The organism is Burkholderia sp. BCC1972, from assembly GCF_905339605.1.
In the GTDB taxonomy this organism is placed as follows: Bacteria; Pseudomonadota; Gammaproteobacteria; order Burkholderiales; family Burkholderiaceae; genus Burkholderia.
In genome coordinates, this window is record NZ_CAJPGH010000008.1 from 60,991 (window position 1) to 73,814 (window position 12,824).

General features: G+C 69.4%; 16 protein-coding genes. 10 read left to right on the forward strand and 6 right to left on the reverse strand.

Features of this window, described 5'->3' with window-relative positions; genetic code table 11:
* The 9 genes from sctP to U5798_RS14100 all read left to right on the forward strand — a co-directional run bounded on the left by sctP (position 1) and on the right by U5798_RS14100 (position 6,070).
* The gene (gene sctP / locus U5798_RS14060; RefSeq protein WP_124447565.1) at positions 1 to 651 is read left to right on the forward strand and encodes a type III secretion system protein SctP; all 651 of its coding nucleotides are present in this window, start codon (positions 1 to 3) and stop codon (positions 649 to 651) included.
* Between the two features lie 80 nt (positions 652 to 731).
* Positions 732 to 1,898 (forward strand): type III secretion system cytoplasmic ring protein SctQ, encoded by a 1,167-nt coding sequence (sctQ, locus tag U5798_RS14065; protein ID WP_322082398.1) that lies wholly within the window; start codon positions 732 to 734, stop codon positions 1,896 to 1,898.
* Positions 1,882 to 2,532, forward strand: coding sequence for a type III secretion system export apparatus subunit SctR (sctR, locus tag U5798_RS14070; protein ID WP_124447569.1), 651 nt, complete (start codon positions 1,882 to 1,884; stop codon positions 2,530 to 2,532). Before sctQ ends, sctR begins: the two co-directional genes overlap by 17 nt.
* Positions 2,533 to 2,543: 11 nt before the next feature.
* A complete protein-coding gene (sctS, locus tag U5798_RS14075; protein WP_046547810.1) occupies positions 2,544 to 2,807 on the forward strand; it encodes a type III secretion system export apparatus subunit SctS in 264 nt (87 codons plus the stop codon).
* A 12-nt stretch (positions 2,808 to 2,819) separates the two neighbouring features.
* Positions 2,820 to 3,659, forward strand: coding sequence for a hypothetical protein (locus U5798_RS14080; RefSeq protein ID WP_322082399.1), 840 nt, complete (start codon positions 2,820 to 2,822; stop codon positions 3,657 to 3,659).
* 164 nt (positions 3,660 to 3,823) lie between these two features.
* Complete coding sequence (locus U5798_RS14085) at positions 3,824 to 4,933, forward strand: secretion protein (RefSeq protein WP_322082400.1); 1,110 nt, start codon at positions 3,824 to 3,826, stop codon at positions 4,931 to 4,933.
* A gap of 30 nt (positions 4,934 to 4,963) precedes the next feature.
* A complete protein-coding gene (locus tag U5798_RS14090) occupies positions 4,964 to 5,194 on the forward strand; it encodes a type III secretion protein (RefSeq protein WP_322082401.1) in 231 nt (76 codons plus the stop codon).
* 93 nt (positions 5,195 to 5,287) lie between these two features.
* Entirely contained in the window at positions 5,288 to 5,491 is a 204-nt protein-coding gene (locus tag U5798_RS14095; RefSeq protein WP_046547807.1) for a hypothetical protein, read from the forward strand.
* A 123-nt stretch (positions 5,492 to 5,614) separates the two neighbouring features.
* Complete coding sequence (locus tag U5798_RS14100; RefSeq protein ID WP_124447579.1) at positions 5,615 to 6,070, forward strand: CesT family type III secretion system chaperone; 456 nt, start codon at positions 5,615 to 5,617, stop codon at positions 6,068 to 6,070.
* A gap of 49 nt (positions 6,071 to 6,119) precedes the next feature.
* Here the strand turns inward: U5798_RS14100 and U5798_RS14105 are convergent, their stop codons facing one another.
* Positions 6,120 to 6,974, reverse strand: a complete 855-nt coding sequence (locus U5798_RS14105) for a methionyl-tRNA formyltransferase (protein ID WP_124447581.1) — start codon at positions 6,972 to 6,974, stop codon at positions 6,120 to 6,122.
* A gap of 232 nt (positions 6,975 to 7,206) precedes the next feature.
* On the opposite strand from U5798_RS14105, the gene U5798_RS14110 reads away from it, so the two are divergent.
* A complete protein-coding gene (locus U5798_RS14110; RefSeq protein WP_322082402.1) occupies positions 7,207 to 7,836 on the forward strand; it encodes a GNAT family N-acetyltransferase in 630 nt (209 codons plus the stop codon).
* Between the two features lie 37 nt (positions 7,837 to 7,873).
* On the opposite strand, the gene U5798_RS14115 is transcribed toward U5798_RS14110, so the two are convergent.
* From U5798_RS14115 to U5798_RS14135, 5 genes are all read right to left on the reverse strand, one after another.
* Positions 7,874 to 8,305: an outer membrane protein assembly factor BamE gene (locus U5798_RS14115; RefSeq protein WP_185658091.1), complete on the reverse strand. Its 432-nt coding sequence runs from the start codon at positions 8,303 to 8,305 to the stop codon at positions 7,874 to 7,876.
* 49 nt (positions 8,306 to 8,354) lie between these two features.
* The gene (locus tag U5798_RS14120) at positions 8,355 to 9,641 is read right to left on the reverse strand and encodes a hypothetical protein (protein WP_322082403.1); all 1,287 of its coding nucleotides are present in this window, start codon (positions 9,639 to 9,641) and stop codon (positions 8,355 to 8,357) included.
* 106 nt (positions 9,642 to 9,747) lie between these two features.
* Entirely contained in the window at positions 9,748 to 10,545 is a 798-nt protein-coding gene (locus U5798_RS14125) for a response regulator transcription factor (RefSeq protein ID WP_185658093.1), read from the reverse strand.
* 511 nt (positions 10,546 to 11,056) lie between these two features.
* Complete coding sequence (locus U5798_RS14130; protein WP_124447588.1) at positions 11,057 to 11,530, reverse strand: GNAT family N-acetyltransferase; 474 nt, start codon at positions 11,528 to 11,530, stop codon at positions 11,057 to 11,059.
* A gap of 102 nt (positions 11,531 to 11,632) precedes the next feature.
* The gene (locus U5798_RS14135; protein ID WP_322082404.1) at positions 11,633 to 12,727 is read right to left on the reverse strand and encodes a hypothetical protein; all 1,095 of its coding nucleotides are present in this window, start codon (positions 12,725 to 12,727) and stop codon (positions 11,633 to 11,635) included.
* Between the last annotated feature and the right edge of the window lie 97 nt (positions 12,728 to 12,824).

A 12,824-nucleotide genomic window follows, 5' to 3' on the forward strand; every position in this document is an offset into this window, starting at 1 on the left:
GTGTCACGCATCGACAGCCGCGACGCGCGAGCGCTGCCGCCCCCGGACGACGCGAGCCCGCGGTCCGCGCGCGGCGCGCGCCGGTTCGACTACGCGGCGCTGCTTGCCGCGCGCCGGACCGTGGTGCGACCGGTGTCCGATGCGCCGCCCGCGTCGCGCCACCAGGACGATCCGTCCGCGGAACCCGATCCGTCGTCCGCGCGTGCGGAGCATTTTCCGCTGATCTCGAACGAGCGCGACACGCCTGCGCCGGACCCGGCGCCGACGTCCGCCGAGCTGGCCGAATCCCGGACCATCGCCGCGCGCATCGCGAGCGCCGCCGCGCCGATCGCGACGGTCACGCTGCAGGAACAGCGCGATCACCTCGGGCTGCTCGGCGTGCTGTCGCGCGAGATCGCGGCGTTCTGCGGCGATCCGGCCGTCGCGGCCGGCGGGCAATGGGAAGCCCATGTCGTGCTGAACGACCGGATCCTGGCGTCCACCGAGCTGCACGTGTCGCTTTCGCATTTCGACCTGCAGCTTCGGTTCGATACGCAGGATCGCGAAGCACGGCAGTTACTCTTGGCCCACAGCGTCGCGCTCGAGCAGGAACTCGACACGATGCTGCGGGCATGGGGGCAGCCGCGGACCGTCCGTCTCACGGTGTGGTAGCCGGCCCCGCGTGAATTGCCTCGAGCGCGGCGCCCGGCGGGCGGCCTGCGCGGGCCAACGGCGGCATTTTCCGGCTACGGATGAAACTGATTCGGCATTCGATCACTCCCGGCGGCGCAGCGTGCGCGCCGCTCGTCCCGCCACCGCTCGACGCGGCGAGCGCGCACGCGTCGCGCCGGCTGTTCGATGCGCGCCTGCCGGTGTTCCTGCGCGACACGCTCGGCGTGCGCGATTTTCAGTGCCGCTTCGCGACCGGCGCGCCGGACTACGCCGACCCGGCCATCGCGGAGCTGCGGATCGACACGCCGGCCGGCCCGGTGAGCGCGCACCTGCTGCTCGATCTCGAACGCTATCCCGCGCTGTCGGTTTGCGCGTGGTCCGAAGCCCAGGCCGCCGAGCAGCGCACGAGCCCCGAGCTGACGCTGCGCAACGCCGTCGCGAACGTGCTGTGCGGGCCGCTGCTGGGCTGTCTCGACAGGCTCGGCCTGACCGGTGCGCAGGTCGTCGCGGTCAGGCGCGGCACGGGGCCGGCGCCGCGTCCGCACAGCGTGAGCGTCGCGCTGTCGCTCACGCTGCGCGACCAGCGGCACGACGCGCTCGTGCAGCTGCCGGGCCGCTGCATCGAGTGGCTGGATACGTGCCTGGCGCGCACCGCACGCGCCGGATGGTTCGACGCATCGCTGCGCTTGCCCGGCAGTCTCGTGCTCGGCGTGAAGGCGCTGTCGGTCGACACGCTGCAGAGCCTGCGCGGCGGCGACATCCTGCTGCGGGTGGCCGATCCGTCGCTGGACGCCGCGTGGCTGCATGGCGCCGGCGCACGTGCGGACACCGCGCCGCATCCCGTCGCCTTCGCGACCTGGGGCAGCGCGGGTCTCGCGCACGGCCGGGCAGCGGTGGCCGTGCAATCCCGAACGATCACTTTGTTGAAGGAACCCGTGATGACGGAAACCACCGTCCTGGACACACCGGAAGCCGGGCTCGACGCGCCCGATGCCGAACGCGCCGTCGAAGTGGGCGAACTCGAGCTGCCGGTGCAGTTCGTCGCCGATACCGTTGCGCTGACGATCGACGAGGTGTCGTCGCTCGCACCCGGCTACGTGATCGAGCTGCCGACCGCGATCGCCGACCTGACGCTCAAGCTCGTCGCGCACGGCCAGGTGATCGGCTACGGCGAGCTGGTCGGGATCGGCGAGCACGTCGGCATCCGCATTCTCCGCATGGCGCACGAGCATGGTTCAGTACAGTGACCTGTCCGGCTTGCTGCTGATCGTCGTCGCGATCGGCCTGCTGCCGTTCGTCGCGATGGTCGTGACCTCGTATGCGAAGGTGGTCGTCGTGCTCGGCCTGCTGCGCAACGCGCTCGGCGTGCAGCAGGTGCCGCCCAACATGGTGCTCAACGGCATCGCGATCCTCGTGTCGGTGTACGTGATGGCGCCCATCGGCATGATGGCGGCGAAGACGCTGAGCGGCCAGACGATCTCGCCGCAATCGTCGCAGGCCGTGATCCAGGCGGCCGACGCGGCGCGCGAGCCGTTCCGGCAGTTCCTGATCAAGCACACGCAGGAGCGCGAGAAGCGCTTCTTCATCCGCTCGGCGTCGATCGTGTGGCCGCAGGAGGAAGCGCAGGCGCTGAAGGAAACCGACCTGATCGTGCTCGCGCCGGCCTTCACGCTCACCGAGCTCACCGATGCATTCAAGATCGGCTTCCTGCTCTATGTGACCTTCATCGTGATCGACCTGATCATCGCGAACGTGCTGCTGTCGATGGGGCTCAACCAGGTATCGCCGACCAACGTCGCGATCCCGTTCAAGCTGCTGCTGTTCGTCGTGATGGACGGATGGTCGGCGCTGATCCACGGGCTCGTGCTGACCTACAAGTGACCGGAGCCGCCATGGACGTCGATTCGCTGGTTCACGCCGCCACCCAGGGCATGCTGCTGTGCCTGACGGTGTCGTTGCCGTTCGTGATCGCGGCCGCCGCGGTCGGGCTCGCCGTGTCGTTCGTGCAGGCGATCACGTCGCTGCAGGACCAGGCGCTGCCGTTCGCGGTCAAGCTGATCGCCGTGACGATCGTGCTGGTGATCGCCGCACCGTTGTCCTGCGCGGCGATCCTGCATTTCGCGAACGAGATGATGCGAACGGCGTTTCCCAACTGACGCGAGGCCCGGATGACACGTATCGGCCCCCACTCCGCCGCGCTCGCCCAGCAAGCGGCGGCCGCGCACAAGAAATCGGCGAAGCCGTCGCGCGCGAAGCCGGCCGGACAATTCGCGACGCTGTATCGCGGCACGCGCTTCGCGCACGGCGGCATGCAGGCCCAGCAGAATGCGGTGCAGGCGCAGCGCGCGAAAAAGATGGCCGCGCGGCTCGCGCGCCGGCGCCGCACCGCACGCGGCAAGCGCGGCGCCGGGGCGAGCGACGGTGCGGACGGTGCCGACGCCGCCAGCGAACCGCCTGAACTCGAGGTCGGCGGCGACGAGCAGGGCCGCCAGGGCGGACACGGCGGCGGGCGCGGCAACCAGGGCGACGACCAGGACGACGCGAACGAAACGGAACGCGTCACCACGACCACGGCCACGTTCAGGACGGGCCGCCGGCCCCAGGCCGCACCGGTCGCGTCGCAGCATGCGGCGGAATTGCCGCCCGCCCCTGCGACCGGCCTCGATCCGCATGCGCTGCGCGACGCGTGCGCCCACGAGTTGCTCGCGTTGCAACGCACGTTCGCCGCGCAGCCGGGCGCCGGTGTCGCCGCGCAGGTGCAAGCGTGGTCCGTGCGCTGGCTGCACGTGCAGCAGTCGGGCGTCGCGTTGCCCGCGGCCGACCTCGAGATGTTGCGCGCGCAGCCGCCGCAGCGGGACGCAGCGGGCGGCGCCGCGCCGCTGCCGGAAGCGGCGCGCGACTTCAACGTGCTGGCCGGCCTGCTGCTGCGCCAGTTCGACCGCCCGCGCACGCCGCGCCAGTGCGCGCAGGCGCTCGATACGTTGCGCGCGCTGCGGCGCATGCCGTAGCGCGGCGGCGCCCGACGCTTCGTTCGACACGCGAAGTCTTCGCATCCGCGGCCGGCCGCGCGCTTTTAGCCTCTACATTCACAGCGAGACGGACGATTCGCGCCCGTCGTGCACGGCACCGCCGCTTCGGCATACGGACCTGATATCGATTGAACGCTTCGCTCATGAAACAGCTACGGATACTGACGGGATTCCATGCGGGCGCGATGCTGCAGCTCGCGCCGGGTCAGCATCGGGTTCATGGCGGTGCCGATGCGGATATCCGGCTGACGGACTGGACCGGCGCGGACGTGACGCTCGACGTCGATGCGTCCGGCGTCGTGCGCGCGATCTCGCGAGTCGACGCGCCGGACGGTGCACCCGCGGACGCCGCGGCCGAACCGGAAACGGTAATTCTGGTCGACTTCGTGCCGATGCGGTTCGGCGAGACGATCCTGTGCGTGGGCCCCGACGACGTGCCGTGGCCGTCGGACCTCGACCTGCTGTCGACGCTGCTGACCCGGCCGGCCGACGCGCGGGTCGACGCCGAACGGCGCAAGCGGCGCCGCTACTACGGCGCGCTCGTCGCGTGTATCGCGATCGGCATCGTCGCGGGCACCGCCGTGCTGCTGACCACCGCGCCCGACAGCGAGGCCGCGCTGCGGCACGGCGCCGACTACCGGAGCACCCGCATCCAGGACGCGCTCGCGGCCGCGCACATGACCGAGCTGCAGGTGCGCACGGTCGGGAACACGAGCGTCGTGACGGGCATGGTCGCCAACCTGGCCGACGACCAGCTCGTCCGCTCGACGCTCGCGAAGATCGCGTCGAAGGATATCGTGCGCAGCTACGACGTCGCGCAGAACGCGGTGCACAGCATCGAGGATTCGCTCGGCATCGCGGGCGTGCGCGTCAAGTACCTCGGCAACGGCGAATTCGCGATCACCGGCACGGTCGACAGCAAGGACGCGCTCGACAAGGCCGTCACGCGCGTGCGCGCCGACCTCGATTCGAACATCCGGCGGCTGGTCGTGCAGGCGGTCGAGCATCCCGGCCAGGCCGCGCCGGTGACCGGACAGTATTCGGAGATCGTGTCGTCGGACGCGGTGCAGTACACGCAGACGCCCGACGGCGTGAAGCACATCTACGTGACGGATGAGCCGGCCGAGCCGGTGCCGGCATCCGGCGTGCCGGTGGCCTCCGGCCCGGCGGTGCCATCCGTCGACAGCAGCACGATCACGCGCAGCGCGGAGCAGGTGCGCGCCGCACCCCACCCGGCTGCGCCGGACTCCTGACTTTCCACCGACCTCGACAGGACACGCGACATGTACGAGCCGATTACGCCCTACGCCAAGCAGTTCGACAACCTTTCCGCGATCGCCAGGGACCCGAACGCCGCGCCGACGATCGACGGGATCCAGCGCGCGCTCTCCGAGATCGCGGAGAACGTGAACAACGCAGCACCCGGCGCCGACATCGACAACAGGAATCGCGCGACGCTCTACCGTGGCCTGCTGGCGGCCTCGCGCGTGATCCAGCAGATCCGGCACGCGTAGCGCGCCCCGCTTCCGTTCTGTTCCGCTGCGGCCGTGGCCGCTCGAGAACGGTTTATCCGCAGTAACCGTCGTCACTTCACAAGGAGAATCACCATGGCAGGCGCATTGGCAGGTGCAGGTGCAGCAGTCGCGAGCATTGAACAATCCACGGCGGCACAGACCGCGATCACGCAGGCGAGCTCGGCGGCAGCCACCGCCCAGGCATCGAACAACGCTCAGCTGAATGCGGCGACGGCGGCAGCCAACGCCACCAATTCGGCAACCGGTTCGCTCAAGGACATCGCGAAGAACCAGTAACGCGCTTCGCACGCCGCACCGCGGCGCCCCCGCCGGCGCGACAGGCCAGCCCGACCCGGTCATCCGGCGGGCTCCGGCGCGCCGGCCTCTTCTCATTCCCGCTTTCGTCGCGTCGCCCCGCTCATGAACGATCCCCGCTATCTCGAACTCGTGGCCCAGTTCTGCGCGGTCGTCGGTCTTCACGACGTCGGCTACGTGCAGGAAACCGGCTCGGTCGAGGTCGAAGGATTCGAGGTGCGCCTCGAGCACGTCGAGCGCGACCAGGAGGCGATCTACGCGAATTTCCACTTCGGCACCGTCACGGCGGGCCGCACGCTGCACATTTTCCGGCTGATGCTGGAAGCCAACCTGCTGATCTACGCGCAGGACCAGGCGCAGCTCGGCATCGACGCCGACACGGGCTCGATCGTCCTGATCCTGCGGCTGCCGTTCGATCCCGATTTCAGCGGCGCGGATCTCGCGGACCTGCTCGTTCACTATGCCGACCACGGCCGCTACTGGCGGCAGAACATCATCGAGTCGAGCGACGAGATGTTCGAAGGCATCGCGTCGGGCGAATTCTTCTGGCTGCGGGCGTGACCCCGTGACCGGCCGACTCGCGCCGCCCGGACGCGCCGCGCGCAGCGGATCACGGCCCGATGTCCGCGCGCCGGGACAGGCTCAGCGCGCTCCATTCGAGCAGCGCGACGAAGCCGTCCGGTACCGCGATCACGGTCCAGCGGCGGCTCACGTGTGCGATCGTGCCCGGCTCGCAGGCATGCCGTTCGTGCCAGCCGACGGCGCGCCGCACGTAGAGCACGCTGCCGCCGACCTGCGCGATGCATTCGTGCAGCCCGTTGGCCCGGACCTGCGTCATCACGCGATCCACCGGCTGCGTGAAATCGAGCGTGCGGTCGGCCTCCGACGGCTTCGGCCAATGGCTGCCGCCCGCCTGCGGCATGCGCGCGGCCCACAGCGCGTCGAAGCGGTACGCGACCTGCCGCGCGAGCCGGCAGCCGGCCATCTGCACCTTGAGCTGCAGGCTTTCGTGGCATTCGTCGGCGGCGAGCGCGAAGCGCTCCTGCACCAGGATTTCGCCGGTGTCGAACTCCGGCGCGATCCGGTGACAGGTCACGCCCCATTCGCGGTGACCGTCCAGGATCGCGCGCATCAGCGGATACGGGCCGCGCGCCTCCGGCAGCGGCGCAGGATGGAAGTTGATCGCGTGCCGGACGTACGGCGTCCAGTCCGGAATCCGCCAGCCGTATCCGGCGACGACCAGCACGTCGCAGTCGAGATCGCGCAGAGCGCGCAGCGCCGCCTCGTCGATTCGCGACAGGTGCAACGGCAGGCCGTGTCGCGTCGCATGCGACACGATCTCCTCGTTCGAATTCACGCGGTCGTCGGTCACGAAGCTGAACAGCGATACGGGTGTCCAGCCGGCGCTCACGAACGTCTCGAGTACACCGTGAAACAGATCGAATCCCGCGAGTGCGAAGCGCATGCGATATCTCCATCGGAGGAACGGCGGCGCTCGCCGCCGCCCACGCGGCCGGTCATGCGGCGCCGTGCATCCGCCAGCATGTCATGGCGTGCCGCGTCATCCGTGCCGCGCGGCGAACCCGGCGCCACCTGCGCGAAGATATTCCGTGGCGCACATGCCGGTTCGCGCGTTCGCGCCGCGGCGCACGCCGTTGCGCAACACTGACAAGACCGATCGATGACGAGCGATCATCATGCGACTCCCCCCGTTGACCCACCTCGAAACCGAATGGCTGATACTCCGCCCGCTGGTGCCGGGCGATGCGCCCGCGCTCTTCGAGCAGATGCTGAGCGACCCCGAAACGATGAAGTACCTGCCGATCGGGCGTCACGGCGATCTCGCGCAAACCCACGCGTATATCGACGAAGCGCGCCGCGGCTGGCGTGACCGGACGCTGATCCGCTATGCGTGCGAGTGCCGCGCCACCGGGCAGCTCGCGGGCGTGATCGAGCTCACGCCCGACCTGCCGTGCGTGCGCCTGTCGGTGATGATCGCGAAGCGCGGCGGCACGCGGCGCCGGCGCGCCTGCCTGATGGCGCTGCAGGAGTTGCTCGGCTGGCTGCTCGGCCAGCGCGGCGTGCAGCGGATCTATGCGCACTGCGTGACGGGCGGTCCGGCCGGCCACTGCATCGAGCGCCTGGGCTTCCGGTGCGAAGCGGTGCTGAAGCGCCACGAGCCGCAACCGAATCGCGACCTGGACGCGGCGGATTGCCTGCTTTACGTGTTGACCCGGCATGCTTGCCCGGCCGTCCCGGCACCCGATGCCGGGACCTGGCTGCGCGACCTGCTGCGCGAATCGTCCGGCGGCCGCGCACGGCTGTGATGCGGGCGCGGTCGCCCGCCGAGCGGCCTGCGCCGCGCTACGACGCGTCTGCCGGGCTCGACGCCGCAGTCGCGCCGGGCGTCACGTATTGCGCGCACGCGGGGTCTTTCCAGTAGGTTGCCTGGACCAGCCGGTGCGTATCGAATTGCACCTGGTACTGGCACGTCGCGTATTCGCCGGGGCGGCCGGTTCGCAGTTTGAAGAGGTAGTTCCACGCGCGGACGCCGAAGGTGCCTTCGCTGAAATGCGGCTCGTGAATCAGCAGGTACACCTGGTTCTCGGTGATCCCGGGCACGACTTTCCGCAGGTCGCGCACGCTGACTTGCTTGCCGCCGGCGACCCACGCCGTGCCCGGGTCGGGAAACACCGGCGCGCCGTTTGCCGCGGATGGCGAGGTCGCGCTGCAACCCGCCAGCAGCATGCCGCCCAGCCACGCGATCGCCGCGCCCTGCATCGTGTCGATTCTCATGTCGAAGCCGGAAATTCTGAAGGTTGAAAAGGAAGAAAGCACGCCACGCTCATCCGCCGCGCCTCGTGCATCCCGCACGGCAGTACCAGCGGCAGCGCAGGCTGCGACGATGCGGGCAGCTGCCTGCCGGCGCGCGCTGGCGCCGTTCGTCCAGCCATTCGCGCGCCTGCACCACATACCGCACGACGTTCACCACGCCCGCGGCTTCGTTGCCCGACGCGACGGACGACGGATCGCCCGCGTCCGCGCCGGCGCCGCTGCCGATGCCGGCTTCGTCGGACGACGTGGATGGACGCACAGGCCGGGGCATCCACCCACGTTCGACGAGATTGGCCTCCAGCGCACGCACACCGGGCAGCGCAACGCCGTGCGCGGCCAGCGACCGCCCGGTCGCGGCCGCGAGCGTGCCCGCTCGGCGCACCGTCGCATGCGCGTAACGGCTGGCCGTGCCGGCGGCGTCAGCCAGCGCGTCGCGTGCGGAACGGGCCGGCGGTGCGGCGTCGCCGCGGCGTGCCGTCGGCATTTGCGACATCTGCGGCGTGGCGGTTGCCGGCTGCGTGGACGCACGGCGTTCGGCACCGGACGGCGCGTGATCGGCGGTCGCGGCGAGCCGTTCCGTCTGCGCGGCGGGTGCCTCGGCGCCGGTACGCGGTGGCGTTGCGAGCGGCGCTGCCGTTCCGGCGAAGGCCGTCACGCCCGCTGGCGCACGCATCGTGTCGCCGGCTTCGCCAGCGTCGCCGTCGACGTGCGGCCCGACGTCGTTCGCGCCTGCCATGGGCGGCGTCGGTTGCGCATCGGCTGCCGACGGCCATGCGGTTTCGACACCGGGCTGACGAAGCAAGTCGGCGCCCGGCAGCAACGCAAGCGGCAGCGTGCCTTCGGGTGCAACCGGGTCCGGCGCCTGCCGATGCTGCGCGTCGCCGCCTGCATCCGGCACGATGGCCGGCACGGCATCGTCGCCGGCCTGCGTGTTCCCCATGAGTGCAGGCAGGATGCCCGTTTGCGTGCCCTGGCCCGTGCCGGGCGCCACCGATCCTGCCACGCCACCGCGCATGCCGGGCGCACCGGGCACCGGGCGCGGCCACGGCGCGCCGTCGCGCGCGGGCCCGGGGGCCGTGCCTGCGGGCCCGCCCTGCGCCTGCCCGCCGCCGGCCGCGTCCTTCAGTCCCGCGCCCCCGCCACCGATCAGCGCGAGCAGGCTCAGCACGACGTCGCCGTCAAGCTGCACCTGCACCGCATCGCGCGGGATCTCCGCCGGCGTGCCGTCGGGCCCGCGGGCGTCGTCGGTCCGGGCGGCCTCAGTGGCCGCGCGGTGCGATGGAATGTGCGAAGCCATGGAGGCGAACCGCGGCGAGCAGGATTGCGCGCGCTGTCGTCCGGCGAAGCCGCGGCAAGCGGCGCGTCCCGGCTCGATCGATCATCGCGCGCGCTCGTGTCATGCGTCAGCGCCCGCCGGTCGCGTGCCGCGCGACCGGCGCATCGAAGTCGTCGGCATACGCCGGCACCGGCATCGTCGTGCGTTGCCGTACCGGCGCGGCACGATGCTCGCGCGTCTGGATGAAGATGCGGTAGCCGACGGCATACATCGTGCGCAGGTAGACGCCATGCTCGCCGTTCAGGCTGAGCTTCTTGCGCAGCTTGTAGATGTGCTGTTCGAGCGAACGGCTGACGACGTCCTCCGGGCTGCCCCACACCGCGCGCGCGATCTCGCCGCGCGCGACGTACTTGTCGAACTGCGAGAACAGCATCCATGCGATCGCGAACTCGCGCGACGTGAGCCGGATCACGTCGCCGGCCACGCTGACCGTCGACGCGTGGCGATCGAGCCGGTACGGGCCGCACGTCAGGCGCTCGCGGTCCACGCTGCTGCGCGTGCACTGGAGCCGGCGGCTGGTCAGCCGCAGACGCAGCAACAGTTCCGGCAGGCTGATCGGCGCGAGCACGATCTCGTCGGTCTCGTAGTGCAGCAGGTCGACGGCTTCCATGCTGTCGTTCGGCGAGCAGATCAGGATCAGCGGCGCGCGCTGGACGCCGTGGCACGCGCGATGGACGAGCACGGGATGCTGCGGATCGATGCCCGCCTCCATGCTGATCAGGATCGCGTCGAACTCGCGACGCGTGAGCGCGCGGGCGAAGCTCGTTTCGTCGTCGAACCGTTCGACGGCGATGCCGTTCGCGGCGAGATGGCTGCAGATTGCATCGCGCCGCGTCATGTCTTTGGAGAAAACCGCGAGATTCATTATCAGCTCGTTCCCTGGATGAGCAGGCAGGAAATGCGTCGTCCATGCCGGCCGGCGAGCGGCGTCATGCGAGGAGCGATGCCATGGTTCCGACTGCGGCAACTGGACGCCCCGGCTGTCGCGACAGGCTGCGTCGGCGACGGCGGATGCGATGGATGCAACGTACAGCTCCGGCTCGGTTATCCGGATCGTGAGTGGAGAATGTCTGGCCAGGCGGCGAAATATGCCGCGAATAGAGATATATCGCGCCGCCTTGAATTCGTCATGCATGCAACAATCATCGGTATTGGATACCAATGAATGAATTCCTCCGGAAAGGATTCGATCTGTTTATCTTTAATAAGTAAACAAATGAATATCGATTCGATAAAGCCGTTTAAACCGACCCTATAAGTCGCGATGAAAACGATTATATGGATTTATGCTGACTCCTTCATGAACGGCATCCGCATCGCGCGCCGGACGGATGCATTCGTGTCGCCGCGATGGCGTTCGCCCGACCCGCATCGCATCACGCCTCCGCGCACTCCTGCTGCGCCAGGTCGCGGTTCATCGCCGCGAGGTAGCGGCCGTCGAGGAAGCGGCACTCGTGCTTCAGCATGCCGTAGAGGATGAAGTCGGTCCGGTCGGACGCCCCCTCGCGGATCACGCCTTCGCGCCGGAAGCCGAGATTTTCGTCGAGCTGCTGCGCGGCAAGGTTGTCGGCGCGGACATAGCCGCTGATCCGGTTGCAGCGCAGCAGGATGAACGGAAAGCGGAACGCCGCGCAGACGAACCCGGGCGTGATCACGTGCGGCGAACCGGCCACCGCGAAATGCATCGCCACGTTGGGGCCGTTGTAGGCCTGGTACACCACGCCCGCCACGAGCCGGCCGTCCTTCTCGAGGCCGATCGCGTCGTCGTAGTTGGGGTAGCGCGCTTCCCCCGTCAAGGACGCGACGAACTGCATCACGTCCTCGCTTCGATCCAGAATGAGCCGTCTCATGCCAATTGCGATTGCCATGCGGCGAGGCGCATCGCGCCTGCCGCGTCGTCAGTCATGTCCAGGCCGCGGGTGGCCGCAGCCGCTCCGGTCGCGCCCGCCACGTCAGACGGTGACCGTCTGCCCCTGCGGATCCACCGGCCCGAGCCCGAGCTGGCTGAGTTTTTCGACTTCCTTGCCGGTCGCGGCATCCTGCGCTTCGCCCTGGCTGCCGCGCAGGTCGCCGGCCGACACGCTGACGTCGGACGCATCGATCGTCTCGCGGCCCTGCGGCTGGTGCTTGCCGTTCGTCGAGCCGGTATTCAGGATCTCGGCTGCCGTGCTCTTGCCGCTGTCGAACGTGATCGAGCCGTCCGCATTCTGCTTGCCGATGCTCTTGCCGCTCTTGTCGTAGATGTTGCCCTGATCGTCCATCTGCACCTGCACGGTACCCTTGTCCGTGCTCAGCTTCACGTTGTGCAGCCCCTCGCCGGCCTGTCCGGAGCCGCCCAGGCCGACCGGGAGCCCGCCGTTCGCAAACGGCGAGCTGCCCGATTGCGGCACGGTGCCATTCGGCGACGCGCCGTCGCCGAGCGTGATCGTGATGGTCTGGCCGCCGGTCGGCGAATTGCCCACGCCGATGTTGACGTCCTGGCCGCCGGGCACGCCGTTGGCGCCGTTCGCGTTGAACGCGCCGCCGTTCTGCGGGTAGTTCACCGGAATCGTCGAGCCGCCATCCGTGCCGCCGGCGCCGCCGCTGCCGTTGCCGTTCGGGCCGCGCAGGTCGCCCGCCGACACGCTGACGTCGGACGCATCCATCGTTTCGCGGCCTTGCGGCTGGTGCTTGCCGTTCGCCGAGCCGGTGTTCAGGATTTCCGCCTCGGGGCTCTTGCCGCTGTCGAACGTGAACGAACCGTCCGGGTTCTGCTTGCCGATGCTCTTGCCGCTCTTGTCGTAGATGTTGCCCTGGCTGTCCATCTGCACCTGCACGGTACCCTTGTCGGTGCTCAGCTTCACGTTGTGCAGCCCCTGGCCCGCGCCGCCCAGGCCGTTCGCGCCGTTGCCGCCGGCCGGCGGCTTCAGGAGCGCGGCCAGCGAACCGGCATCCAGCGTGAAGCTCGCCGGCTGATTGGCCGACGATGCACCATTGGCTCCGGAATTGCCGAAGTCGGTCGGCGTGGTCGTCGACGGACTGACGGTAATCGTGATATTCGCGGCCATATCGGACACTCCTGTCTTTGATTGGAAGTATTTACCCGGCTTGCATTTCGTGCGGTCAATATAGGTGAGTGACCGACGCGACACGAGAACCGGTGCG

Bases quoted from the DNA above. Each gene is read 5' to 3' on its own strand.
- sctQ (WP_322082398.1), top strand. From the start codon at position 732: ATGAAACTGATTCGGCATTCGATCACTCCCGGCGGCGCAGCGTGCGCG.
- sctR (WP_124447569.1), top strand. From the start codon at position 1,882: ATGGTTCAGTACAGTGACCTGTCCGGCTTGCTGCTGATCGTCGTCGCG.
- sctS (WP_046547810.1), top strand. From the start codon at position 2,544: ATGGACGTCGATTCGCTGGTTCACGCCGCCACCCAGGGCATGCTGCTG.
- U5798_RS14080 (WP_322082399.1), top strand. From the start codon at position 2,820: ATGACACGTATCGGCCCCCACTCCGCCGCGCTCGCCCAGCAAGCGGCG.
- U5798_RS14085 (WP_322082400.1), top strand. From the start codon at position 3,824: ATGAAACAGCTACGGATACTGACGGGATTCCATGCGGGCGCGATGCTG.
- U5798_RS14090 (WP_322082401.1), top strand. From the start codon at position 4,964: ATGTACGAGCCGATTACGCCCTACGCCAAGCAGTTCGACAACCTTTCC.
- U5798_RS14095 (WP_046547807.1), top strand. From the start codon at position 5,288: ATGGCAGGCGCATTGGCAGGTGCAGGTGCAGCAGTCGCGAGCATTGAA.
- U5798_RS14100 (WP_124447579.1), top strand. From the start codon at position 5,615: ATGAACGATCCCCGCTATCTCGAACTCGTGGCCCAGTTCTGCGCGGTC.
- U5798_RS14105 (WP_124447581.1), bottom strand. From the start codon at position 6,974: ATGCGCTTCGCACTCGCGGGATTCGATCTGTTTCACGGTGTACTCGAG.
- U5798_RS14110 (WP_322082402.1), top strand. From the start codon at position 7,207: ATGCGACTCCCCCCGTTGACCCACCTCGAAACCGAATGGCTGATACTC.
- U5798_RS14115 (WP_185658091.1), bottom strand. From the start codon at position 8,305: ATGAGAATCGACACGATGCAGGGCGCGGCGATCGCGTGGCTGGGCGGC.
- U5798_RS14120 (WP_322082403.1), bottom strand. From the start codon at position 9,641: ATGGCTTCGCACATTCCATCGCACCGCGCGGCCACTGAGGCCGCCCGG.
- U5798_RS14125 (WP_185658093.1), bottom strand. From the start codon at position 10,545: ATGAATCTCGCGGTTTTCTCCAAAGACATGACGCGGCGCGATGCAATC.
- U5798_RS14130 (WP_124447588.1), bottom strand. From the start codon at position 11,530: ATGAGACGGCTCATTCTGGATCGAAGCGAGGACGTGATGCAGTTCGTC.
- U5798_RS14135 (WP_322082404.1), bottom strand. From the start codon at position 12,727: ATGGCCGCGAATATCACGATTACCGTCAGTCCGTCGACGACCACGCCG.